24 protein-coding genes are annotated in these 22615 nt (G+C 43.5%); 17 read left to right on the top strand and 7 right to left on the bottom strand.

Features of this window, described 5'->3' with window-relative positions; genetic code table 11:
• Window positions 1-7 precede the first annotated feature (7 nt).
• On the bottom strand, window positions 8-1195 hold the full coding sequence (locus P2W76_RS02705) for a class I SAM-dependent rRNA methyltransferase (RefSeq protein ID WP_276345943.1): 1188 nt from the start codon (window positions 1193-1195) through the stop codon (window positions 8-10).
• A gap of 130 nt (window positions 1196-1325) precedes the next feature.
• On the opposite strand from P2W76_RS02705, the gene P2W76_RS02700 reads away from it, so the two are divergent.
• From P2W76_RS02700 to P2W76_RS02670, 7 genes are all read left to right on the top strand, one after another.
• Entirely contained in the window at window positions 1326-2867 is a 1542-nt protein-coding gene (locus P2W76_RS02700) for a sulfatase (RefSeq protein ID WP_276345942.1), read from the top strand.
• Window positions 2868-2885: 18 nt separating this feature from the next.
• Window positions 2886-3221, top strand: coding sequence for a tRNA-binding protein (locus P2W76_RS02695; protein WP_276345941.1), 336 nt, complete (start codon window positions 2886-2888; stop codon window positions 3219-3221).
• A gap of 73 nt (window positions 3222-3294) precedes the next feature.
• Window positions 3295-3870, top strand: coding sequence for a Crp/Fnr family transcriptional regulator (locus P2W76_RS02690; RefSeq protein WP_276345940.1), 576 nt, complete (start codon window positions 3295-3297; stop codon window positions 3868-3870).
• A 98-nt stretch (window positions 3871-3968) separates the two neighbouring features.
• Window positions 3969-4409 (top strand): carboxymuconolactone decarboxylase family protein, encoded by a 441-nt coding sequence (locus P2W76_RS02685; protein ID WP_276345939.1) that lies wholly within the window; start codon window positions 3969-3971, stop codon window positions 4407-4409.
• 157 nt (window positions 4410-4566) lie between these two features.
• Window positions 4567-5043 (top strand): nucleoside deaminase, encoded by a 477-nt coding sequence (locus P2W76_RS02680; protein WP_276345938.1) that lies wholly within the window; start codon window positions 4567-4569, stop codon window positions 5041-5043.
• Between the two features lie 77 nt (window positions 5044-5120).
• Complete coding sequence (locus tag P2W76_RS02675) at window positions 5121-5729, top strand: superoxide dismutase (RefSeq protein WP_276345937.1); 609 nt, start codon at window positions 5121-5123, stop codon at window positions 5727-5729.
• A gap of 72 nt (window positions 5730-5801) precedes the next feature.
• On the top strand, window positions 5802-5969 hold the full coding sequence (locus tag P2W76_RS02670) for a hypothetical protein (protein WP_276345936.1): 168 nt from the start codon (window positions 5802-5804) through the stop codon (window positions 5967-5969).
• A gap of 1 nt (window position 5970) precedes the next feature.
• On the opposite strand, the gene P2W76_RS02665 is transcribed toward P2W76_RS02670, so the two are convergent.
• Window positions 5971-6906, bottom strand: a complete 936-nt coding sequence (locus P2W76_RS02665; protein WP_276345935.1) for a hydrogen peroxide-inducible genes activator — start codon at window positions 6904-6906, stop codon at window positions 5971-5973.
• 96 nt (window positions 6907-7002) lie between these two features.
• Between P2W76_RS02665 and rluF the strand changes: the two genes are divergently transcribed.
• Entirely contained in the window at window positions 7003-7755 is a 753-nt protein-coding gene (gene rluF, locus P2W76_RS02660) for a 23S rRNA pseudouridine(2604) synthase RluF (protein WP_276345934.1), read from the top strand.
• Here the strand turns inward: rluF and panD are convergent.
• From panD to P2W76_RS02640, 4 genes are all read right to left on the bottom strand, one after another.
• On the bottom strand, window positions 7747-8097 hold the full coding sequence (panD, locus tag P2W76_RS02655; RefSeq protein WP_276345933.1) for an aspartate 1-decarboxylase: 351 nt from the start codon (window positions 8095-8097) through the stop codon (window positions 7747-7749). The two genes, rluF and panD, sit on opposite strands and share 9 nt — an antisense overlap.
• Window positions 8098-8147: 50 nt before the next feature.
• Window positions 8148-9983, bottom strand: coding sequence for a glutamine--fructose-6-phosphate transaminase (isomerizing) (glmS, locus tag P2W76_RS02650; RefSeq protein WP_276345932.1), 1836 nt, complete (start codon window positions 9981-9983; stop codon window positions 8148-8150).
• Between the two features lie 67 nt (window positions 9984-10050).
• Entirely contained in the window at window positions 10051-11433 is a 1383-nt protein-coding gene (locus tag P2W76_RS02645) for a DUF4270 domain-containing protein (protein WP_276345931.1), read from the bottom strand.
• A gap of 86 nt (window positions 11434-11519) precedes the next feature.
• Entirely contained in the window at window positions 11520-12344 is an 825-nt protein-coding gene (locus P2W76_RS02640) for a glycogen/starch synthase (protein ID WP_276345930.1), read from the bottom strand.
• A 147-nt stretch (window positions 12345-12491) separates the two neighbouring features.
• On the opposite strand from P2W76_RS02640, the gene panC reads away from it, so the two are divergent.
• The 6 genes from panC to P2W76_RS02610 all read left to right on the top strand — a co-directional run bounded on the left by panC (window position 12492) and on the right by P2W76_RS02610 (window position 19446).
• Window positions 12492-13337: a pantoate--beta-alanine ligase gene (gene panC / locus P2W76_RS02635; protein WP_276345929.1), complete on the top strand. Its 846-nt coding sequence runs from the start codon at window positions 12492-12494 to the stop codon at window positions 13335-13337.
• Complete coding sequence (locus P2W76_RS02630; RefSeq protein ID WP_276345928.1) at window positions 13338-14333, top strand: lysylphosphatidylglycerol synthase transmembrane domain-containing protein; 996 nt, start codon at window positions 13338-13340, stop codon at window positions 14331-14333.
• The gene (rfaE2, locus tag P2W76_RS02625; protein ID WP_276345927.1) at window positions 14326-14823 is read left to right on the top strand and encodes a D-glycero-beta-D-manno-heptose 1-phosphate adenylyltransferase; all 498 of its coding nucleotides are present in this window, start codon (window positions 14326-14328) and stop codon (window positions 14821-14823) included. Before P2W76_RS02630 ends, rfaE2 begins: the two co-directional genes overlap by 8 nt.
• A gap of 109 nt (window positions 14824-14932) precedes the next feature.
• Window positions 14933-16072 carry an acyl-CoA dehydrogenase gene (locus tag P2W76_RS02620; RefSeq protein ID WP_276345926.1) on the top strand — a complete coding sequence of 380 codons (1140 nt, stop codon included), beginning with the start codon at window positions 14933-14935 and terminating at the stop codon, window positions 16070-16072.
• An 11-nt stretch (window positions 16073-16083) separates the two neighbouring features.
• Window positions 16084-17325, top strand: a complete 1242-nt coding sequence (locus P2W76_RS02615) for a TlpA disulfide reductase family protein (RefSeq protein ID WP_276345925.1) — start codon at window positions 16084-16086, stop codon at window positions 17323-17325.
• Between the two features lie 3 nt (window positions 17326-17328).
• Window positions 17329-19446 (top strand): M1 family aminopeptidase, encoded by a 2118-nt coding sequence (locus P2W76_RS02610; protein WP_276345924.1) that lies wholly within the window; start codon window positions 17329-17331, stop codon window positions 19444-19446.
• A gap of 95 nt (window positions 19447-19541) precedes the next feature.
• Here P2W76_RS02610 and P2W76_RS02605 read toward each other — a convergent pair whose 3' ends face one another.
• Complete coding sequence (locus tag P2W76_RS02605; RefSeq protein WP_276345923.1) at window positions 19542-19886, bottom strand: phage holin family protein; 345 nt, start codon at window positions 19884-19886, stop codon at window positions 19542-19544.
• 57 nt (window positions 19887-19943) lie between these two features.
• Between P2W76_RS02605 and P2W76_RS02600 the strand changes: the two genes are divergently transcribed.
• The 3 genes from P2W76_RS02600 to nusA all read left to right on the top strand — a co-directional run bounded on the left by P2W76_RS02600 (window position 19944) and on the right by nusA (window position 22566).
• Entirely contained in the window at window positions 19944-20369 is a 426-nt protein-coding gene (locus tag P2W76_RS02600) for a hypothetical protein (RefSeq protein ID WP_276345922.1), read from the top strand.
• Window positions 20370-20697: 328 nt separating this feature from the next.
• The gene (rimP, locus tag P2W76_RS02595; protein ID WP_276345921.1) at window positions 20698-21162 is read left to right on the top strand and encodes a ribosome assembly cofactor RimP; all 465 of its coding nucleotides are present in this window, start codon (window positions 20698-20700) and stop codon (window positions 21160-21162) included.
• A gap of 168 nt (window positions 21163-21330) precedes the next feature.
• Window positions 21331-22566, top strand: coding sequence for a transcription termination factor NusA (gene nusA / locus P2W76_RS02590; protein ID WP_276345920.1), 1236 nt, complete (start codon window positions 21331-21333; stop codon window positions 22564-22566).
• The last annotated feature ends 49 nt before the right edge of the window (window positions 22567-22615 follow it).

The following is a 22615-nucleotide window of genomic DNA, read 5'->3' as shown; positions in this document are numbered from 1 at the left end:
GAAGTAATCAGTTCACCCTGCACAGCAAACCCTTCAAATACTCTCCTTCCGGAAAAGATGACCTTACCGGATGATCTGCCGGCTGCGCGAATTGTTCTATAAACTGGACCTCTTTGCCGGCGTCGAGCGCAGCCCAGGCAAGGATCTGTTTAAATGTATTGATATCGACCGCCCCGGAGCATGAAAACGTGGCCAGGAGGCCGCCCTCATTCAGCAGGAGCATTGCAAGACGGTTCAGGTCCTTATATGCTCTTGATGCCTTTGTTAACGCGGACCGTGAAGGTGCGTATTTCGGCGGATCGAGAATGATCAGATCAAATGTCTCATTGGTTTCACGGAACAGCCTCAATTGCTTATTGACGTCTGATTGAATTAACCTGTGCGGGATCTTACTGAAGTCATTTATTTCAATATTACGTCTTAACGTTTCAATTGCAAGGCCTGAGCTATCTACACTTACAACTTCCGATGCGCCTGCTCTAAAAGCATTCAGGCTAAAGCCACCGGAATAAGAAAAGCAGTCAAGGACTTTTCTGCCACTCGAATGATCTGCAACCATTCTGCGATTATCACGCTGATCACAATAGAAGCCAGATTTTTGACCATCAGCAATATTTACATGATAAAAGATGCCATTCTCTTTTACACTGACAAAATCAGGAGGCTGCAGTCCTGCCAGGACGCCGCCTGAAGATGTCTCCATTCCTTCATGGGCACGTGCAGAAGCATCGCTGCGGTCAAATATTCCCTTAGGATCCAGAAGCTTTTGAAGTTCTTCAATGACTATCGGCTTTATCCTTTCTATGCCGCTGGTAAGTATTTGAACGGAGAGGAAATCAGCATATTGGTCCACTATCAGCCCGGGGATGAAATCTGCCTCACTAAAGATCAGGCGATAAGTATTTGTATCCCCCGTATACAAGTGTTCCCGGCTTTTTACCGCTTTTGCAATCTTTTTACGCCACCAGTCTTCGTTAATTTCAGTTTCAAGGTTCCATTCCAGCAGACGAACGGCCACGCGCGATTTATCATTAAAAAACCCGTAGGCAAGAAAGTTGTCGCTATTATCGTTCACCATCACGATATCCCCGTTTTGAGGTGCACCCTTTATATTTTCTATTGCCCCCGAAAACACCCAAGGGTGCAATTGCCTGACCGCTTTCTCTTTACCTTTTTTTAATCTGACTTTGAACATATCTGCAAAGGTAGTTCATTAGCACCTGACGGACATAATTTATTGAATTATAGCTTTAATATGGTAATTTTGTACTTTTTATACGATTCTATCGCTATTCATTTTTAGCCAGGGAATGTAAACTATGCTTATGATTCTGAAACGACAATTATTTATACTCATTGCTTTAATATTAGCATCGGGGATGGCCTTTTCCCAAAATAGTCCCAACATCATTGTTTTTATGGTTGACGATATGGGCTGGCAGGATACGTCTGTACCTTTCGCGGACGGGGTTACGGAAATGAACAAGCGTTATAAAACGCCCAATATGGAACGTCTCGCGGCACAAGGTACGAAGTTTACGAATGCCTATGCTAATTCAGTCTGCACACCAACACGGGTGAGTTTCCTTACCGGGATGAGTGCGGCACGGCATCGGGTAACTAACTGGACATCTCCTGAGAAAGATAAGCTTACTGATTATGCAGATGACTTATTTACCTCGCCTTCCTGGAATCTGAATGGTATAAGTTCTGGCCCGTCAATCCCTGCGACCGTAAACGCTACACCTTTGCCGCAATTACTTAAAGACGCCGGATATTTCACCGCACATGTAGGAAAGGCACATTGGGGGCCATTTGGTACCCCGGCATCCAACCCACGAAACCTAGGATTTGTAGTGAACATAGCAGGCAGTTCAATAGGTCATCCTGAAAGTTATTATGGAGAGGAGAATTATGGGAACAATCCAGGCCGGCCGCTGATGTTAAACGCTGTGCCCGGATTGGGAGAATATTATGGCTCAGATATCTTTCTGACAGAAGCCTTGACCCTAGAAGCGATAAAGGCAGTAGCTGATCCGATAAAATACAAGAAGCCATTTTTCTTGTATTTGTCTCACTATGCCGTACATACTCCTATCGAGGGTGATCCGAGGTTTTTGAAAAAGTATCTGGACAAGGGGGTTGACAGTATTGAGGCGAAATATGCCAGCTTGATCGAGGGAATGGATAAGAGCCTGGGGGATGTGATGGATATGCTTGAAGAGAAGAAAATAGCTGATAATACGATCATTATGTTCATATCTGATAACGGTGGACTCAGCTTAGTTCCTCCCCGCGGAGGCGAAGCTTATACCCATAACTATCCGCTTAAAGCCGGAAAAGGCTCTTTATATGAAGGTGGAATCCGTGAACCGATGCTTGTAAAATGGCCGGGTGTCACGAAGGCGGGATCGGTTTCGGGCCAGAATGTTCACATCAATGATTTTTTTCCGACAATTCTGGAAATGGCCGGGATCCGCAATGTGTCAACAAAGCAGACGGTCGACGGGATAACCTTCATACCGTCCCTCAAAGATCCGGCGCTGAAAGACGATTCCCGAGCTATTGTATGGCATTACCCTAACCGTTGGACTAGCGATGAAAGTAATGCATTCTGTTACGCAAGCGCCATCCGGCAAGGCGATTGGAAATTGATCTATTTGATGAAGCAGAAGAAGCTGGAGCTTTATAATCTTAAAGATGATCTGGGTGAAAAAAAGGATATTAGTGCAACAAATCCCAAGAAAGCCAAAGAGCTGGCTGCGAAGCTTAGTGAGATGCTGAAGTCGTATAAGGCGCAGATGCCTATATATAAAAGCAGTGGTCTGCCTGTTGCCTGGCCGGATGGAACAACGACTGTAAAATAATAATGCGATTGATCAAGAATGGAAACAATAGAATGGAGTGACTTTGAAAAGGTAGCATTAAGAGTTGGAACAGTACTGGAAGTTTACGATTTCCCTAAAGCTAGGAAGCCGGCTTATAAGCTCAAGGTTGATTTTGGTGAACTCGGTCTTAAGTGGAGCAGCGCTCAGATTACCAAACATTATACGAAAGAGGAATTAATTGGGCGCCAGGTTATAGGGGTCGTTAATTTCGCTGAAAAGAACATTGCAGGGTTTCAATCGCAGTTTCTTGTGACAGGTTTTGCCGATGAAAATGGAGATATTGTCTTGTCAACAGTAGAACGTAACGTTCCAAACGGATCTGCGCTTATCTGAAGCCGCTTTAAGCAACCACTCTTGGAAATTAATAAGACATAAAAGTTTCATCCGGAATCGAATACCTTTGTATATGTCACAAATTCTTCAGGATCACATTCGCAAATTTATAGCAGTAAATGATGAAGACCTTTCTTCTATCCTGGGTTATTTTAAGATCATCCATTCGAAAAAGAAAGAGGATCTGTTAACAGAAGGACAGATCTGCAAGTTCAACTATTTTGTTTCCAGCGGATGTCTGCGGATGTTCTTTATCGACGAAAAAGGTGTTGAAAAAACCACACAGTTTGCTCTTGAGCACTGGTGGCTGGCTGACTATTTTTCTTTTCAAAACCAAACCGCCTCCAGCTTCTGCATTCAGGCAGTTGAAAAATCTGAAGTATGGGCTCTTGGTCTTCAGGAACAGGAAAATATGCTGAGGAAATTTCCGCAGATGGAGCGTTATTTTAGAATGGTACATCAGACTGCCAATGCGGCCACCCAGGTAAGGATCAGATATCTTTATGACTTTTCACGGGAAGAAAACTATCGATACTTTTCAGCGAATTTCCCCCAATTTATCCAACGGGTGCCCCAGTATTTGCTAGCTTCTTATCTTGGCATGACCCCCGAATATTTAAGTGAATTAAGGGCGAGGATCATTTCTTAAACCAGTTTAAGTTTTTCTGTTTAATCATTTAAGACCTTTGATGTGTAAACACAAACGAGGCACGCCCTTGAATAATTAACAAACTTTAGTCAAACGAAATGAGTAAACGAGTAAACATCGCAGAAACCGAATCCGCAGCTTACAAAGCTATGTATGGTTTGGTGAACTATTTGGGAACGAGCAAGATCTCCAAAACGCATATGGAACTTTTAAAGATCAGGGCATCTCAAATAAATGGCTGTGCCTATTGTATTGATATGCACAGTAAAGACGCCTTAAAAAATGGTGAGACAGCTCAACGGATTTTCCTGTTAAATGCCTGGAAGGAAACAGATCTATTTACTGACGAAGAGAAAGTGATCTTAGCTGTTACTGAAGAGGTTACTCTAATCAGCCAGCACGGACTTACCGATAAGACTTATCAGCGAGCTATCGAAATCTTTGACGAACAGTATATTGCTCAGCTGATCATGGCAATTGTAACCATCAATGCGTGGAACAGGATCGCGATAAGTTGCCAAACTGAAATACCTAAATAAGTTATAGATTGTACGTTATAGGTTGTGCGTTTCTTTCAAGTGTACCATGCGTCAAATAAGATAGTTTCCCTTTCGAAGCAGCACGTATAACTTACAACGTATAACTTACAACTACCATTGGCTTGCTTCCTAAATAAAACAAGCCTAGCTTTGATCTATGAAATATGTCAGCTTTAACAGCGAACCGGCAGTAGTTCCGGATGAGTTCTTCATGAAAGAGGCACTTAAGGAAGCCCAGAAGGCACTAGAGCTCGATGAGGTGCCTATTGGCGCCGTGATTGTCCATAACGGGCGGATAATCGGGCGTGGGCATAACCTTACTGAACAACTTAACGATGTAACTGCTCATGCCGAAATGCAGGCTTTTACTGCAGCTGCGAATTATACGGGAGGAAAGTACTTAAAAGACTGCACGCTGTTTGTTACTATTGAGCCCTGTGTTATGTGTGCAGGTGCTTCTTACTGGACACAGATCAGCAGAATAGTTTTTGCAGCACATGATATGAAACGTGGATTCAGCCAGATCAAGCAAAGAATTGTGCATCCGCGAACTGAGGTGATAAGCGGCGTTATGGCTGAGAATGCGGCGCAGTTAATGAAAGATTTTTTTATTGCAAAACGTAATAAATCATGACATCTAATTGAATAATTTCCAACATTACACTCTTATATTTGTTAAAGTAATATTGTTAAACTTAAAATTAAAATATCATGGCATTTGAACTACCTGCGCTGTCGTACGCGGCCGACGCTTTAGAACCACATATTGATAAAGCTACCATGGAGATCCACCATGGGAAGCATCACCAGGCTTATGTAGATAATTTAAACAAAGCTCTGGCCGGGACAGATGGTGAAAGCCAAAGCATAGAAGATATTCAGAAAAATGTTTCAAAGTACCCGGCGGCGGTTAGAAATAATGGTGGCGGTCATTTTAATCATACTTTGTATTGGTCGGTGATGTCACCAAATGGAGGTGGTGCTCCTTCTGGCGATCTTGCAAAAGCTATTGACGAAGCCTTCGGGTCATTCGAAGAATTTAAGAAGAAATTTGCTGAGGCAGGCACTACCAGATTTGGTTCAGGATGGGCCTGGTTAAGTGTAGGCGGCGACGGTAAGGTACAGGTGAGTTCAACTCCAAACCAGGATAACCCTTTAATGGATGTTGCTGAGGTTAAAGGGACTCCGATTCTTGGTATGGACGTTTGGGAGCACGCCTATTATTTAAAATATCAGAATAAGCGTCCTGATTATATTGCTGCTTTCTGGAATGTTGTCGACTGGAACGCAGTTTCAGATCGTTACGCAAAAGCAAAATAAAACCTGCGAAAGCAAACTTTATTAAAAAAGTGATGTATTATGAAAGTACATCACTTTTTTAATTTAAAGATCATGAACAAAATATATCCGATAGTTGCTCTTTTCGTCATCACCTTATTGTCAGGCTGCGAGCTTATAGGTGATATCTTTGCAGCTGGTGCCTATACCGGAATTTTCATTGTTGTTATTATTATTGCGCTGATCATTTGGCTCTTGTCAAAATTCAGGGGCAGAGGATAATTCAATATATATCCAGTATCTCTTTTTTCTTTTTGCTTTGCATACGCTTAGGTATTGCAGCAATAATTTCCTGCTCAAGTGCAGAGATCAGTTTTTTCTTAAGGAAGTTCCGGTGAGTGACTATACTTATCTCCCGGCTGGGCTCGGGTGATTTGAAATAGCGTACACGATCGAGTTGCTTCACAGAAAAGTCTGCCGTCGAAAGCTCGGGTAAGAGGGTAATTCCGTTATTCATGTCTACCATTCTCTTGAGACTTTCAACGCTGTCGGTGTTGTATTCAAATGGCTTGAGCATGGTCGATTTTTCCCTGTTACAGATATTCAGTATTTGATTTCTCATGCAATGCCCATCGTTTAGCAGCCATAGGTCATTTAGGTCGATATCTTTCGGAACCAGATTTCTCTTTTTAATGAGCGGACTGGATTTGGACAGGTAAGCAACAAACGATTCATAAAAGAGCGGATTTTCGTGTAAACTCTTATCATCAACGGGTGTTGACAGAATGCCGCAGTCGAGCAAACCATTTTTTAACTCGTGGATGATCTGGTCTGTTGTATATTCCCAGATTAATAACTGGACACCTGGAAATTTATTCATAAAAGCAGAGATGACCTTAGGCATCAGGTAGGGGGCCATAGTTGGGATGATACCAATCTTCAGCTCACCCTCAATTTTTCCTTTTCTGTTCCTTATAAGTTCCTTTACCTTATAACTTTCTTTCAGAATAATCCTCGCTTGTTCGATTATTTCGGTCCCTATTTCTGTAGGCACTACGGGTTGTTTACCTCTGTCGAAAAGGATTACTCCGAGCTCTTCTTCCAGCTTTTGCACTTGCATGCTCATAGTTGGCTGTGTTATAAAGCATTTCTCTGCTGCAGTACCGAAACTTCTGTAGGTGTCGACTGCAACAATATATTCAAGTTGGACAATGGTCATGGTATTTTGTTGTTGATGTAAAGTTAAATATTTAAATCCTCCTACCTTTGCAGTGAAAATCAATTAGCCCATAATACCTGAAGGCGGCAATCAGAGATGGAGGACGAAAAAACTACCCGGATAAACAAATACTTAAGCGAGATCGGATATTGTTCCAGAAGGGCAGCGGATAGTCTGATACTTCAGAACAGGGTAACTATCAATGGGGCCGTTCCGGAGATGGGAACGAAGATCGTTCAGGGAGACGTGGTAAAGGTGGACGGGAAGTTTGTCTCTCCCCCTGACGAAAAGCCGGTATATATCGCTTTTAATAAACCTATAGGTATCGTGTGTACAACGGATACAAAGGCAGAGAAGAATAATATCATCGACTACATTAAATATCCTAAGCGGATATTTCCGATAGGCCGGTTGGATAAGCCAAGTGAAGGATTAATCCTCCTGACCAGTGATGGGGATATTGTCAACAAAATCCTTCGGTCCAGAAATAATCACGAAAAAGAGTACATAGTAACTGTAAACAAGCCCGTGACGCCGGATTTCTTAAAAAAGATGCGCGCAGGAGTGCCTATTCTGGATACCGTGACAAGAAAATGTGAAGTAATACAGATTAACCGGAATACGTTTAAGATAATTCTTACACAGGGGCTTAACAGACAAATTCGCCGTATGTGTGAGTATCTTGACTTTAAAGTGGTTAAGCTTAAACGTGTAAGAATAATGAATATCGTGCTTGATCTGCCTATAGGTAAATGGCGATACCTGACAGACCGGGAACTGAATGATATCAACAACCTGATATCAACATCTTCAAAAACGCATACCGATCTGCCGGAACAGCTATTTTAATAAATTCGTTCCTTCTACCGGAAATACGATAGCAGGCTTAAATTTCTTTGCTTCTTCGGTATCAATTATTGCGTATGAAATGATGATGATGATGTCACCCTTCATCACTCTCCTGGCTGCAGCCCCATTTAGTGTTATCGTACCACTTTTCCGCTCACCAGTTATGACGTAAGTTTCAAAGCGTTCTCCATTGTTATTATTGACGATCTGCACCTTTTCGCCTTCAATCAGATTTGCAGCATCCATAAGGTCTTCATCTATTGTAATGCTGCCAACATAATTTAGATCTGCGTCCGTAACCGTCGCGCGGTGGATCTTTGATTTAAGAACAGTAATAAACATGGCACAAAGTTACGCACCTTGTGCCATAATTGATAGGATTTAACAGGAATTTACTCTACTGTTACCGATTTAGCCAGATTCCGGGGCTGATCAACATTGCAGTCACGAAGCACAGCGATGTGATATGATAGCAGCTGCAACGGAATGGTAGCCAGCAAAGGTAAAAATACTTCATCCGCATCAGGGATTTCAATCACGTAGTCCGCCATACCCCGTACAACAGTATCACCCTCAGTAACTATTGCGATAACCCTTCCCTTTCTAGCCTTTACTTCCTGGATGTTGCTAATTACTTTCTCATAAGATGAATTCTTTGTTGCGATAAACACCACCGGCATCTCCTCATCGATCAGCGCGATAGGGCCGTGTTTCATTTCAGCTGCCGGATATCCTTCAGCGTGGATATATGAGATTTCCTTCAGCTTGAGAGCACCTTCAAGTGCGACCGGGAAACCGCTTCCCCTGCCCAGAAAGAGGAAATTAAGGGCCCCTTTAAAATGCTCTGAAATAGTTTTGATCTTCTCATTTGATTCAAGACATTTCTCTACCAGACCGGGGATATTGTCAAGTTCGGTAAGTAAGTGAATCAATTTACTTTGAGAGATCGTTCCTCGCTGCTGGGCCATATATAAGGCCATCAATGTCAGTACAGTCACCTGTGCTGTAAAGGCTTTGGTAGAGGCTACGCCTATTTCGGGGCCGGCATGAGTGTAAACGCCGGCGTGGCTCAGTCTCGGGATTGAAGCACCTACTACATTACAAATTCCAAATATGGTTGCTCCCTTCTCTTTCGCAAGCTCGATTGCGGCCATTGTATCAGCAGTCTCGCCGGATTGTGAAACAGCGATAACGATATCCTTTTCTGATATGATTGGGTTACGGTATCTGAATTCTGAGGCGTATTCCACTTCCACCGGTATTCTTGCACATTCTTCGATAAGATACTCACCAACCAGGCCTGCGTGCCAGGAGGTACCGCAGGCTACAATGATTATCCGGTCAACATTTTTTAGCTTTTCAGCATATTCCTTGATACCTCCTAATTGTACCTGCCCGCTGGAAGGGTAGATCCTTCCGCGCATACAGTCTTTTATAGATCGAGGCTGTTCGTAAATCTCTTTTAACATGAAGTGGTCGAATCCTCCTTTCTCAAGCATCTCCAGCTTTAATTCCAATTCCTGCACATAGGGGATCTGCACAACATTATCGATATTTTTAATCAGCAGCTCTTCTCTCCTGATAAAAGCAATTTCGTTGTCGTTAAGGTAGATTACGTTTTTAGTATATTCTATGATCGGGGAAGCATCTGAAGCAATAAAGTACTCATCGTCTCCCACACCCAGAACCATAGGACTGCCTTTACGCGCGGCAATAAGTTCATCAGGATCGTCTTTGCTCATAATCACTATGGCAAATGCACCGACAACCTCATTTAAAGCTATCCTTACAGCCTCTCTGAGATCAAGGCCAGTTTGATCCTGAATGTCTTCTATCAGGTGTATCAGAACTTCTGTATCGGTGTCGCTTTTAAAAACGTGCCCCCTGGACAACAGGGTTTCTTTGAGCGCGGAATAATTTTCAATGATCCCATTATGGATGATAGCGAGACGCTCGTCACCCGATGTATGCGGGTGCGAGTTTCTATCCGAAGGTTCACCGTGGGTTGCCCAACGGGTATGCCCCATGCCTATTTTGCCATTAAGATCTATTCCCTTAACGGCATCTTCAAGGTCACTTACCTTGCCAGCTTTTTTATAGATTTTAAGGGTATCATTTATCAGTGCCACTCCGGCGCTGTCATAGCCCCGGTATTCAAGCCTGTGGAGCCCTTTAATTACGATCGGCCAGGCATCCCGATAACCGATGTATCCAACAATTCCGCACATAGTTGTTAATAATGTATGTGACGAAACTACTGAAAACTAAGAAGTAAATGAAGAAATTTACCGGAACTTAATTTATTTTACTGTAAAAAATATTCAACTTCATCTTGTAGGTCACCCCAGTCTTGCCGCTGCCGAAAATTGTTCTTGATGCGGTAGTGCCTGAAGGGCCTTTGCCTTCCGAACGAGTGTAACCTTCACTAACAGGGGCTATAAAGGTATCGTACTGTTTAGATTTTCCTTTAATGATATCCTGCAGAAAAGTTGTAACTACAAATTTATAACGCTTTTTAGTAGCGTCGTAAAAGCCGCCGAACTCATTGTCAGTTAATGAGACAAGGGGGTCTGTACCAAAATCGGGTATAAACTGCCGTTGGTTCGCAATATCCGTCGTATAAATGATCATGCGCGGCGAAGGCGTATAATTATCTGTACCTCCGACCACGGTGACTATCAGCTCAGCTTTATTAATGGTAATATTACCCAGTTCCTTTAGTTTCTCGATATACGGGAAACGGATCTTGGTACGAACGCCCCCCAAGCCCTGTACATACGTAAAATCGTATTGGGTATTTGGATTGTTAAGCTGAGTTTGGACATCAGTTCCTGTATAATCGTGTGTAAACTGCGCAGATACCGGGTATTCAAGGTTTGAAATAGGAAACGACATCATGGTCGTATCGATAGTTGTTCCGCTTGTACTTTTGTAGAAAACATCCAGCCTGCTCGAATCTGTAAGGTTAAGGAATGCGATACCACCTGGTCCGGAACTCTGTGCCTCATTGACCCGAAGGTGCAGGCCTTTAATAAATTTAATAAAAAGCTCGTTAGTGCTGAAGTTCGTTGCCGGCGCATTTAGAAAGTTGTTGTTTATAAACGCCGCGCTTATTGGAATACGTATCTGAGGAGCCTTGGTTTTAACGACATCAGGCTTACCGGTAACGATTTCATTAACTTTAACACTGTCTCTTCTCCTTACAGTAACAAGCTGGCTCCCTATAACCGCGGGAGAAACGTTAAACCCATATTGATTATAGTGGCTCTTTGTTCTGTTCATTTGCTCGGACAGCTGGCGTACCTCGATCTGAAATTTAGAAGTACTGTCGCCATAAAACTCCTTACCATAATGAAGAATAAGAACAGCTGAGTCTAATGTGGGGGATGTTCCAAAAGTAGCACCGGTATTAGCGATCTTTAACGTCATGGCGATATTGGCAGTGGTTTTCCCAAAAACAGGATCGTTAAAATATCCAAGCGGATATTGAGATAATGAATTTGTCGGTATTGAATCCTCACGTACAGTGGATGTCCTGACCGTTACCGTATCGGTAAACGTTCCGCTAATCCCAGTTGCGGGATCCACATCCAGACCTATAGAATCTGTATTCTGACAGCCACTTAAAATAAAAAGACTTATCAACAACGTTAATAAGTCTAATTTGTATAATTTCATCTGTATTACATTTGTTTTAAGAGCCTTATGAATCCCGAATGGCTATCGCTTTAAGCGATAGTCGTGGTTTCATTGGCGATACACCTTTAAGCTAAAGAGACCAGCTCTTCGTTAGCGATTTCTTCGTAAAGGTTGTAATAATTTTCGAAATCTGAAGTGGAATTGAATTCCAGCGTAGGTTTATTGCCTTTTTTAACAAACTTTAACACTTCCTCGCTTATATTTTCGCTTGCATAAATAACCGCATCAGAATAAGAAATAGCGCCGATATTCAACGCGGTATTTGTTGCAGCAGTATAAACTTCCGTGTGCTCTGCATTCATGCCGTTCATGATTGCTTTGGCAGCAAACCCTGCATTAAGGCTGTTTTCAAACGCGTCGTCGTAGACAGAGTAAACTACTTTTGAATTCTTGAAGGTAGGATCATCTTTATAGATAGTTTTCAGATAAGCAGGAACCAAAGAACTCATCCATCCGTGACAGTGAACCACATCAGGAGACCAGCCTAGTTTTTTAACTGTTTCGAGCGCACCTTTGCAGAAAAAGATAGTACGCTCGTCATTATCTTCATAAAACTTATTGTTTCCGTCAGCAAATACATGCTTCCTTTGAAAATATTCTTCGTTATCAAGGAAGTAAACCTGCATCCGTGCTGAAGGAATAGAAGCTACCTTGATTATTAATGGGTTATCATTGTCATTAATGATAATATTCATTCCTGAAAGACGAATCACTTCGTGTAGCCTGTTACGGCGTTCGTTAATATTACCAAAACGTGGCATCAGGATCCGGATCTCAAATCCTTTGTCTTGCATTGCCTGGGGAAGCTGGCGGGTGATCTCAGAAATTTTGGTAAGTTCAAGGAAAGGCGACATCTCATGCGTAATAAAAAGAATCTTCGTTTTTGCCATCTCCAATTTGATTAAATTAAGGGTTAAGAAAAGTTTTCGAACAGCAAAGATAAGCAATATCTTATGAAATATCAACGATTTAGGCAAGTTGTTTTGGTGGTATTTAAGTATTTAACCATTTTTGAGCACAATTAACGGATACATATTTTGGAAATTTTCAGGACCCGCGCAGAAGTTCACAACTATTTAAATGAATTAAGATCGCCGGGCAGGACGGTAGGTTTTGTACCTACGATGGGAGCGTTGCATCAGGGACATTTATCGTTAATAGAGGCAGCAAAAAACAAAACCAGTATTGTAGTTTGCAGCATTTTTGTTAACCCCACCCAGTTTAATGATAAAAGCGATCTTGAAAACTATCCAAGACCAATCGAAGACGATATCCGCAAACTTCGCGAGGTTAGTTGTGATGTGCTTTTTTTGCCCGAGGTAGATGAGATGTACAGGAGTTCAGATAACTGGCATATAGAGCTGGATGGGCTTGATATTATCCTTGAAGGAGAGATCAGGCCAGGGCATTACCAGGGCGTTACCCAGATAGTTAAAAAGCTGTTCGATATCGTCAACCCTGATTATGCATTTTTTGGTCAGAAGGACTTTCAGCAGTTTATGATCATCTCTCTCATGGTGAAGAAACTCCAGATGTCAGTTAAGCTGGTCAGGTGCCCGATAGTGCGTGAGAAAGATGGTCTTGCCATGAGCTCCAGGAATGTTTACCTGTCAGAAGCAGACCGGCAAAATGCCCTGGCATTATATAAGGCGCTAACGCGGGCGAAGACAGGATTTAAAGACAAAAGTATTGCGCAAGTCAGGGAAGAAGCGCTTGATTTTCTTGCAGCAAGTCCCGGAATTGAGCCTGAATATTTCGAGATCTTCAACGCAGAAACTTTTCAGCCAGCCGCCTCAAAGCAAGAAGGTACTATTATCGCGCTTGTAGCTGCCCGGGTAGGAAGTATCCGGATTATCGATAATATGATATTAACAACTAAATAATTGAAACAATACATATCGGCTCTTAAATATTTACTCTTATTGGTTCTGGGAATCGCTTTAATGGTCCTGGCATTCCGCGGACAGGATTGGGGTAAGTTGCTGGAAGATCTGCGTGAAGCAGACTATGTTTGGGTTGCGGCCTCTCTTATAGTGTGTTTCCTGGCACACGTGGTCAGGGCTATCCGGTGGAGAATGATGATCAGCCCTCTGGGGCATGGCACCCCTTCTATATTGAGCGCCTGTTACGCTATCATCATAGGATATATGGCCAATGTCGCATTCCCGCGAATGGGTGAAGTGTCACGCTGCGGTGTAATAAATAAGACGGATAATATCCCTATTATTAAACTCATCGGAACGGTGATCGTTGAGCGGGTAGTTGATCTCCTTATGCTGCTGATCATACTCGCCCTGGGAATAATATTGCAGTTTGATCTTCTTGCCAACTTCCTCTACCAGAACGTCCTGGTCAAGCTTGATGGAAGCGCCGGTAATTTGACTATTCTGGTATTTGCAGGCCTTGTTCTTCTTCTGGCTATCGGATTATTTTACCTGCTCATGAAAAAACGGGAGTGGGGAATAAAGAACAAGCTGTATAAATTATTTATGGACATGAAAAGTGGTATTATGTCCGTAAAGGGCCTCGAAGATAAAACCGGTTTTGTTTTCTGTTCCGTGCTTATATGGTTCCTTTATGGCCTGTCCACCTACCTATGTTTCTTCGCACTCGAAGCCACTTCGGGCCTGGGTGTGTTTGCTGCGCTTTCGGTATTGGTATTTAGCAGTCTCGGTATGATCGTGCCTGTTCAGGGTGGCATCGGTGCTTTCCATTATATGGTATCTGAGGGTTTGCTTGTATACGATATTCCAAAGAGCGAGGGACTTGCCTATGCGCTTCTCATTCACTCCTCACAAACGATATTAATTCTATTTGCTGGTGCAATTAGCTTAATTTTGATCATGTTAAAAACGTCAAAAGCTATTCGGAATGGGTAAACTTCAGCACATAGAGGAAAAAATATTTACCCTGGAGCAGCTTCAGGCAAGGCTCAATATGTGGCGTTTGCTTGAAAAAAAGATTGTCTTTACCAACGGTTGGTTTGATCTGCTCCATAAGGGTCACATTGATTATTTATCCAAGGCGGCCGATCTTGGCGACAGGCTGATCATCGGGTTGAATTCTGATAAATCAGCAAAAGGAGTGAAAGGTCCGGGCAGACCCATAATGGCTGAAGACTCGCGTGCGCTGATGCTGGCTTCTTTCTCCTTCGTCGACGCGGTTATATTGTTTGATGAAGACACTCCCCTCAATCTTATTACAGTCGTGAAGCCGGATATACTGGTGAAAGGTGCAGATTATACCATCGGGCAGATTGTGGGCGCGGATGTTGTTCTGGAAAATGGCGGGCAGGTAAAGACATTGGATTATCTGCCGGGATATTCGACTACTTTGATCGAGCAAAAGATCAGGTCATTCACTAAATAACCGGTCTAATTCCAACCTTCATCAATACAGTTGATGAGAAATATTCCTTAATTTGTATTCCGGCAAATAGTCACCCAAAAGATTATCTTGCTGAACTAACCAATTATCTATGTATTTCGAACTTTCAGAAGAGCAATTAATGATCCGTGATGCGGCGCGGGATTTTGCTAATACCGAACTTAAGCCGGGAGTCATTGATCGGGATGAGAACCAGAAATTTCCTGCGGAACAAATCAGGAAATTAGGCGAACTGGGTTTTCTGGGTATGATGGTGGACCCAAAGTATAATGGATCGGGTCTCGACACCGTGTCTTACGTATTGGCTATGGAGGAGCTGTCCAAAATTGATGCTTCAGCATCCGTAGTGGTATCAGTAAATAATTCCCTAGTATGTTTCGGGCTGGAGAAGTATGGTTCAGAAGAACAAAAGGAAAAATATTTGAAGCCTCTCGCTGCTGGCGAAAAACTCGGCGCATTCTGTCTTTCTGAACCTGAGGCAGGGTCTGACGCCACATCGCAGCAGACTACCGCCGTGGATATGGGCGACCACTATTTGCTGAATGGAACAAAGAACTGGATCACTAACGGAAGTTCCGCGTCTACGTACCTCGTCATTGCCCAGACAAATCCCGCAAAGAGGCACCAGGGCATAAACGCGCTGATCGTAGAAAAGGGTATGCCTGGCTTCACTGTCGGGCCAAAAGAAAACAAGCTGGGGATCAGGGGCTCAGACACGCACTCTTTAATGTTCACAGATGTGAAAGTGCCTAAAGAGAACCGTATCGGCGAAGAGGGTTCTGGTTTCAAATTTGCTATGAAAACGCTGGAGGGTGGCAGGATCGGTATCGCGTCACAGGCATTAGGCATCGCCTCGGGCGCCTATGAGCTGGCGTTGAACTATTCACAGGAAAGGAAAGCTTTCGGAAAGCCTATATCGGGCCACCAGGCAATCCAGTTTAAACTCGCCGATATGGCTACGGAAATTGAGGCCGCTAGAATGTTATGCCTTAAAGCTGCCTGGCTTAAAGACCAGGATCTGCCATATGCCCAGGCGAGCTCAATGGCCAAGCTCTATGCTTCGCAGGTAGCGATGAAAGTCACTGTCGAAGCAGTACAGATTCATGGGGGTTATGGGTTTGTTAAAGAATATCATGTGGAAAGGCTTATGAGGGATGCTAAGATCACCCAGATATATGAAGGTACTTCAGAGATCCAAAAGATCATTATAGCACGTGAAATATTGAAATAAAAATAAAACGGATGAGATCAATTTTAAACATTACCTGTGTTTTTGCTATCTTATTAGCTTTTTCGTGCAAATCTTCTGATACAGAACTGAAGACAGGAATTTGGCGGGCGACGCTTAAAACGGATTCAGCAGCTGAAATCCCTTTTAACTTCGAGGTTGTTGATTCGCTGGGTAAAAAATACATCTATCTCATGAACGGTAAGGAACGTCTGGGGGTGGATGAAATTTCACATGCCGACGATTCTATCTTCATCAATATGCCCCTTTTTGACACAGAGATCAAAGCTAAGAACAAAGGCAATTTGCTTTCGGGAAAATGGATCAAGCATCTGGCAGACAAAGATGCGGTCATGAATTTCGAGGCGAAATATGGCGACGACTGGCGATTCTTTAAAGCCAATAAAAGCGCGATACCGAATGTGTCCGGACGGTGGTCTGCCACATTTGCCACTCCTGATACCGGAGATACTACTATTGCTGTAGGAGAATTTAGTCAGGAAAATGGCCGCTTGTCGGGTACCTTTCTAACCACCACCGGCGATTACCGCTTCCTGGAGGGAACGGTTTCAGATAGTAGACTCTATCTATCCAGCTTTGATGGGGGCAATGCCTATTTGTTTACCGGCACCCTGGTTAATGATAGTACCATTGTAGACGGTAAGTTCTATTATGGGCCTTCAGGCATCAGGACCTGGGCAGCCCGTAAAGATGAACAGGCCCTGTTACCGGATGCCTATTCGTTAACTGCATTAAAAAAGGGTTTTGACCGGATAGATTTTACCTTTCCGTCATTAGATGGAAAAGATGTGTCTATTACTGACGAGAAATACCGGAACAAAGTTGTATTGGTACAATTCCTCGGCTCATGGTGCCCTAACTGCATGGACGAAACTGCTTACCTTGTGCCGTTTTACAATAAGTTTAACAGCAGGGGCGTGGAGATTATCGGCCTTGCTTATGAGCGGACCACCGATCTCGAACGTTCGAGGAAGAACGTCCGGCGTCTGCGTGACAGGTTCAACGTGCCTTATGAGATGCTGTTAACCGGGTATACGAACGAGAAAGGTGATGTCCAAAAAAGCCTGCCGATGCTTAATAACTTCGAAGCTTTCCCTACCCTGATGATCATCGACAAAAAAGGGGTAGTAAGAAAAATACACACCGGCTTTAGCGGGCCCGGTACCGGCAAGCATTATGATGATTTCGTACAGGAATTTGAGAAAACAATTAATGACCTGCTCGCTGAAGACTAATCTATGAAGACAAAATACTTCCTACCCTGCTCCATCCTGGCGGCATTTTTCCTATCATGCTCAACTCCCAAAATGGTAAATCTCGATCCGATAACAGTAAGCGAGAACGCGCCGGGATTAAATATTTACAGGGCGAGTTATCCTAAGTTAACCGATATAATTCATACTAAACTCGATCTCAGCTTCAATTGGGACAGCGCCTACGTCTACGGTAAAGCGACTATACAAGCCCGGCCGTATTTCTATTCGTCGGATCAGATGACCCTGGATGCGAATGGCTTTAAGATCAACAGCGTGTCTCTTGTCAAAAAGGACGACCACCAGCCGGTGCGCTATACCTACGATGGCAAGAAGCTGCAGATTAAACTTGACAAACAATATACCCGTGATCAGACCTATACCGTTTATGTGGACTACGTGGCAATGCCGAATAAGTTAAAGATTGGCGAAGATATTGCCTCGGCCGGTGACCGCGGGCTCTATTTTATCAACCGGGAGGGGAAGGACAAAGAGAAGCCGCGCCAGATCTGGACCCAGGGAGAAACGGAGTGTAATTCCAGTTGGTTCCCGACTATTAACGGCCCGCAGGAAAAGATGACACAGGAGATCAACATCACTGTGCCAAATGAATATGTCAGCCTTTCTAACGGATCGCTTGAGTACAGCAGCCTGAATGGAAATGGTACCCGCACCGATAGCTGGCGCCAGGAGCAGCCCCACGCTACCTATCTTACAATGATCGCAGTTGGCGATTTTACCATTACAAAAGATAAGTGGCGGGATAAAGAAGTCAACTATTACACCGAACCTGCTTTCGCTTCGACCGCTAAACTTGTTTTTGGCAAAACACCGGAAATGATCGAGTTCTTCTCAAAGAAACTTGGCATAGACTATCCGTGGGATAAGTACTCACAGATCGTTGTCCGCGATTTTGTCAGCGGCGCCATGGAAAATACCACAGCCAGCGTGTTTTTTGACAGGATGAATATGTCGGCGGGCCAGTACCTGGATGAAAACCATGAGGATATAATTGCTCACGAGCTGTTTCACCAATGGTTCGGCAACCTGGTAACAGCCGAGTCGTGGTCGAACCTTCCTTTAAACGAATCGTTCGCAACCTATGGAGAATACCTATGGGAAGAACATAAATACGGCCGTGACATTGCGGATCTGAAGGGCCTTGAGGACCTCTCTGCCTACCTGGGCGGCGATCGTAAGAAAAGCCCGGATGTGATCCGTTTCGACTATGCCGACCGGGAGCAAATGTTTGATGAGATCAGTTATCAAAAAGGCGGGCGAATACTTCACATGCTTCGTAAGACGGTCGGAGATGAGGCCTTTTTTCAAGCCCTGCACCTCTACCTTACCAGGCATTCTTACAAGAGCGCTGAGATCCACGATCTGAGGCTTGCTTTCGAAGAGGTGACCGGCACGGACCTGAACTGGTTTTTCAACCAGTGGTTCCTGGCTTCAGGTCATCCTGTATTAAATATCCAAAGCAGCTATAATGCAGATAAAAAAGAGATTTCTGTTAACATCAGGCAAACGCAGGATTTGACAAAGACGCCTGTGTACCGTATCCCGCTTGAAGTCGACATTTACTCGGGAGGTAAGGTTGAGCGTAAAAGTATAGTGCTGGATAAGCCAGATCAAACGTTCCTGTTCTCATCTTCTGTTGCGCCCGACCTGGTGAATGCCGACGCCGGGAAATACCTTCTCGGAGAGAAAACGGAAAATAAGACTCTGGCCCAATATATTTTTCAATATAAGAACGCCCCCCTGTTCATGGATAGATTTGAAGCGGTTATGGTGATGCTACAGCAGAAAAGTGATCCTCTTGCCCGGCTGACCCTCGTTGAAGCATTTAAGGATAAGAATTGGTTTATCCGTACAGCAGCGATAGCCGTTGCGGATAGACTCACATCTGAGGAGCAGAATGCTGCTTACGAAACCATCCGTACGATAGCGCTCAAGGATGAAGTATCACATGTGCGCGTAGCGGCGGTTAACGCACTCGGGCGTCATTTTACATCCCGGAACAACAGAGATGTTTTTGAGATCACTAAAAAGGATAAGGCACCGAGCGTTGTGAGGGCGACGGAGGCGATTGTGGGGAAATAGGGGGGTTAGGGGAATGGGAAATAGGTAATGGGAAATAGAGAAAAGAAAACCGGAATTCATTTCCTATTCCCCCATTCCCTATTCCCCCCATTCCATTAACCCCGGTCATTGTCAACCGCCGAAAATATCATCTTCAACACCGCCAGCACGATTGCAAACATGAGAGCTGAAAAGAATCCTGTGGTGTTAAAGCTGTCCATCAGGTTGTCTACCAGCAACACCATCAGCACGGTAATAATAAACGACATCAAGCCAAGTGTCAGAAAGTTGATCGGGAATGTCAGGATGCGCAGAATAGTTCCGATGGTGGCATTCGCCAGCGCGATAAGTACGCCTGCTATAACCGCACTCCAGAATCCCGATACATCTACACCGGGGAGTAAGTAAGCCGCTATCGCAACGGCCACGCCCATTAATAAAATTTCAATGATAAGTCTCATAATTACTAGCTTAGAATAGTCTATGTAACCATGAAGATGAAAAATCTGTTTTACATTATGTTAATTATTTTTCTGGCATCGGTTGGCTGTGGTCCGGCGCAGGATAGAATCAATGCTTCAACCGGTGTCCGCATAGCCCTTTCGGCCGACAGTACCTCGGTGGAACTTCAGAACATTTCTTCCTATGCTATTGCCGAGTTTCGCGCAGATTCCCTTGGCACTGAGCAATGGAAAGATTTCTTTGCTGTTTATGAAGAGCCGGCCGACAAAGAAATGAGAGATTTCCAGGACGCACTGGATGGATCTTACCTTGTTTTGGATAGCCTGGTGCAATTCACACCTGCAGCAGGTTTTAAAAAGGGGCAGGCTTACTTTTCGCGATGTTATACCCGTGAGCTTATGCAGGAACCGGAAGATATTATTTCCCAAAGGGATCTTTTGCCGGCGGGCGACTTCCTGGAGTACAAATTCATTAAACGATAGATTGACAAGAGCTTAGTGTATTTCTACAAAAAGAAAAGCCTGGATTTAAGGTTTATTGTTAGTGAACCGGTAGTGAATAGAGAGTGAATGGATAGAAATACGTCAGGAAGGGTTATCCGGTTGGACTTAGTGTATATCGTCAGCCGCCCCTGGTATCTGGCTCTTCGAAAAATTCAAAGTAAAGGCGATGATTTCTAACCTGTTCTATTTTAGTTGTTTGTAATCAGAATGTTTTTATTTATATTTGCATCCGATCTGAGAAGAGCCCCGACATTATCGGGGCTCTTTTTTTACCCGTTTGTTTTTTAAACACGGACAAAAAGGTATTATGAGCATAGAAAAGAGGGTTATTGAACTGGTTGAAGAGAAGATCGCTGATCGCCCGGATCTGTTTTTAGTAGATGTACAGATGCGCAGCAGCGGTCAGTTATCCATCCTTATAGATGGTGATAATGGAGTTGCAATAACTGATTGCGTAGCTGTTAGCCGCCACGTTGGATTTCACCTGGAAGAAGAAAATACGATTGAGCAGGCATATAACCTGGAGGTTTCTTCGCCCGGATTGGATACGCCTTTAAAATCGTTCCGGCAGTATCAGAAAAATATTAACCGTTCGTTGAGTATTAAGCTGAAAAACGGTGATAAGAAGGAGGGCAAGCTGATCGCAGCTGACGGGGATGGAATTACTTTAGAAGAAAGTATTAAGGAAAAAGGGAAAAAGGCAACTGTGATGCAGAACGTTATTCCCTTTACAGATATATCAGAAACAAAAGTTTTAGTGAGTTTTAAATAATTAGATATGAGATGCTAGATGTGAGACAGCGTTCGATCCCACATCCCATATCTCAAAAAAAAAGAGCAATATTAATTTTAAATAATTAGATATGAGATGCTAGATGTGAGACGTTAGATAGCGTTCAATCTCACATCTCATATCTCAAATTTCAAATCTCAATAAAAAATGAGCAATATTAATTTAATCGATTCATTCCAGGAGTTTAAAGACTTTAAGAATATTGACCGTCCTACGGTTATTAGCGTGTTGGAAGAGGTTTTTCGGAGCATGTTGCGTAAAAGGTATGGCAACGACGAAAACTGCGACGTCATTGTAAATCCGGATAACGGGGATTTGGAGATCTGGCGTACAAGAACCGTTATGGAAGATGGTTTCTCAGAGGATGACGATCTGGAAATAGAGCTCGCGGAAGCAAAAGCTATAGATCCCGACCTCGAAGTGGGTGATGATTTTATCGAGCAGATCACTCTTGAAAGTTTCGGCCGCCGTGCGATACTTGCTGCCCGCCAAACCCTGGTTTCAAAGATCCTTGAGCTGGAGAAAGATGAGATCTTTAAGAAATACAAAGATCGTGTGGGAGAAATAGTAACTGGTGAAGTTTATCAGGTGTGGAAGAAAGAAACGCTTGTGCTTGATGATGAAGGCAATGAACTTTTACTTCCGAAAACGGAGCAGATCCCGGCAGATTATTTTAAGAAAGGCGATTCTGTACGGGCTATTATTGATAAAGTAGAGATGCTTAACGGCAACCCTAAGATCATTATTTCGCGTACCGCTCCTGAGTTCCTTCAGCGTTTGTTCGAGATGGAAGTGCCTGAGATCTTCGACGGCTTGATCACTATTAAGAAGATCGTTCGTGAACCGGGTGAGCGTGCTAAAGTTGCAGTTGAATCATACGACGACAGGATTGACCCGGTAGGAGCATGTGTGGGTATGAAAGGTTCACGCATCCATGGCATTGTTCGTGAGCTGAAGAATGAGAACATCGATGTTATAAACTATACAAATAATATTTCGTTGTATATACAGCGTGCACTGAGCCCGGCGAAGATCACCAGCATCAAATTGGATGATGAAGAGAAGAGAGCGGCGGTGTATTTAAAGCCTGATCAGGTTTCGTTAGCAATTGGGCGTGGCGGACATAATATCAAGCTTGCCGGCAAACTGACAGGCTATGAGATCGATGTTTACCGTGAGGCACATGAAGATGATGAAGATGTAGATATCGAAGAGTTCTCAGATGAAATTGAAGGATGGATCATTGACGAATTTAAACGCGTTGGGTTGGATACGGCAAAATCAGTTCTGGCTTTAACAGTAGATGAATTGGTGAAACGTACTGATCTTGAAGAGAACACGGTTAAAGATGTGATGGAAATCCTGAGATCAGAGTTTGAGTAAAAAGTATTTCGTTTTACGTGATACGTTTACGTTAAATTAGTATAATAAG

The organism is Daejeonella sp. JGW-45, from assembly GCF_029360805.1.
Classification (GTDB): domain Bacteria; phylum Bacteroidota; class Bacteroidia; order Sphingobacteriales; family Sphingobacteriaceae; genus Daejeonella.
This window is presented reverse-complemented; position numbering and strand designations above follow the sequence as displayed.

What these genes read in the sequence shown, in the direction of transcription:
- P2W76_RS02705 (WP_276345943.1), bottom strand. Translation starts at nt 1,195, where the DNA reads ATGTTCAAAGTCAGATTAAAAAAAGGTAAAGAGAAAGCGGTCAGGCAA.
- P2W76_RS02700 (WP_276345942.1), top strand. Translation starts at nt 1,326, where the DNA reads ATGATTCTGAAACGACAATTATTTATACTCATTGCTTTAATATTAGCA.
- P2W76_RS02695 (WP_276345941.1), top strand. Translation starts at nt 2,886, where the DNA reads ATGGAAACAATAGAATGGAGTGACTTTGAAAAGGTAGCATTAAGAGTT.
- P2W76_RS02690 (WP_276345940.1), top strand. Translation starts at nt 3,295, where the DNA reads ATGTCACAAATTCTTCAGGATCACATTCGCAAATTTATAGCAGTAAAT.
- P2W76_RS02685 (WP_276345939.1), top strand. Translation starts at nt 3,969, where the DNA reads ATGAGTAAACGAGTAAACATCGCAGAAACCGAATCCGCAGCTTACAAA.
- P2W76_RS02680 (WP_276345938.1), top strand. Translation starts at nt 4,567, where the DNA reads ATGAAATATGTCAGCTTTAACAGCGAACCGGCAGTAGTTCCGGATGAG.
- P2W76_RS02675 (WP_276345937.1), top strand. Translation starts at nt 5,121, where the DNA reads ATGGCATTTGAACTACCTGCGCTGTCGTACGCGGCCGACGCTTTAGAA.
- P2W76_RS02670 (WP_276345936.1), top strand. Translation starts at nt 5,802, where the DNA reads ATGAACAAAATATATCCGATAGTTGCTCTTTTCGTCATCACCTTATTG.
- P2W76_RS02665 (WP_276345935.1), bottom strand. Translation starts at nt 6,906, where the DNA reads ATGACCATTGTCCAACTTGAATATATTGTTGCAGTCGACACCTACAGA.
- rluF (WP_276345934.1), top strand. Translation starts at nt 7,003, where the DNA reads ATGGAGGACGAAAAAACTACCCGGATAAACAAATACTTAAGCGAGATC.
- panD (WP_276345933.1), bottom strand. Translation starts at nt 8,097, where the DNA reads ATGTTTATTACTGTTCTTAAATCAAAGATCCACCGCGCGACGGTTACG.
- glmS (WP_276345932.1), bottom strand. Translation starts at nt 9,983, where the DNA reads ATGTGCGGAATTGTTGGATACATCGGTTATCGGGATGCCTGGCCGATC.
- P2W76_RS02645 (WP_276345931.1), bottom strand. Translation starts at nt 11,433, where the DNA reads ATGAAATTATACAAATTAGACTTATTAACGTTGTTGATAAGTCTTTTT.
- P2W76_RS02640 (WP_276345930.1), bottom strand. Translation starts at nt 12,344, where the DNA reads ATGGCAAAAACGAAGATTCTTTTTATTACGCATGAGATGTCGCCTTTC.
- rfaE2 (WP_276345927.1), top strand. Translation starts at nt 14,326, where the DNA reads ATGGGTAAACTTCAGCACATAGAGGAAAAAATATTTACCCTGGAGCAG.
- P2W76_RS02620 (WP_276345926.1), top strand. Translation starts at nt 14,933, where the DNA reads ATGTATTTCGAACTTTCAGAAGAGCAATTAATGATCCGTGATGCGGCG.
- P2W76_RS02615 (WP_276345925.1), top strand. Translation starts at nt 16,084, where the DNA reads ATGAGATCAATTTTAAACATTACCTGTGTTTTTGCTATCTTATTAGCT.
- P2W76_RS02610 (WP_276345924.1), top strand. Translation starts at nt 17,329, where the DNA reads ATGAAGACAAAATACTTCCTACCCTGCTCCATCCTGGCGGCATTTTTC.
- P2W76_RS02605 (WP_276345923.1), bottom strand. Translation starts at nt 19,886, where the DNA reads ATGAGACTTATCATTGAAATTTTATTAATGGGCGTGGCCGTTGCGATA.
- P2W76_RS02600 (WP_276345922.1), top strand. Translation starts at nt 19,944, where the DNA reads ATGTTAATTATTTTTCTGGCATCGGTTGGCTGTGGTCCGGCGCAGGAT.
- rimP (WP_276345921.1), top strand. Translation starts at nt 20,698, where the DNA reads ATGAGCATAGAAAAGAGGGTTATTGAACTGGTTGAAGAGAAGATCGCT.
- nusA (WP_276345920.1), top strand. Translation starts at nt 21,331, where the DNA reads ATGAGCAATATTAATTTAATCGATTCATTCCAGGAGTTTAAAGACTTT.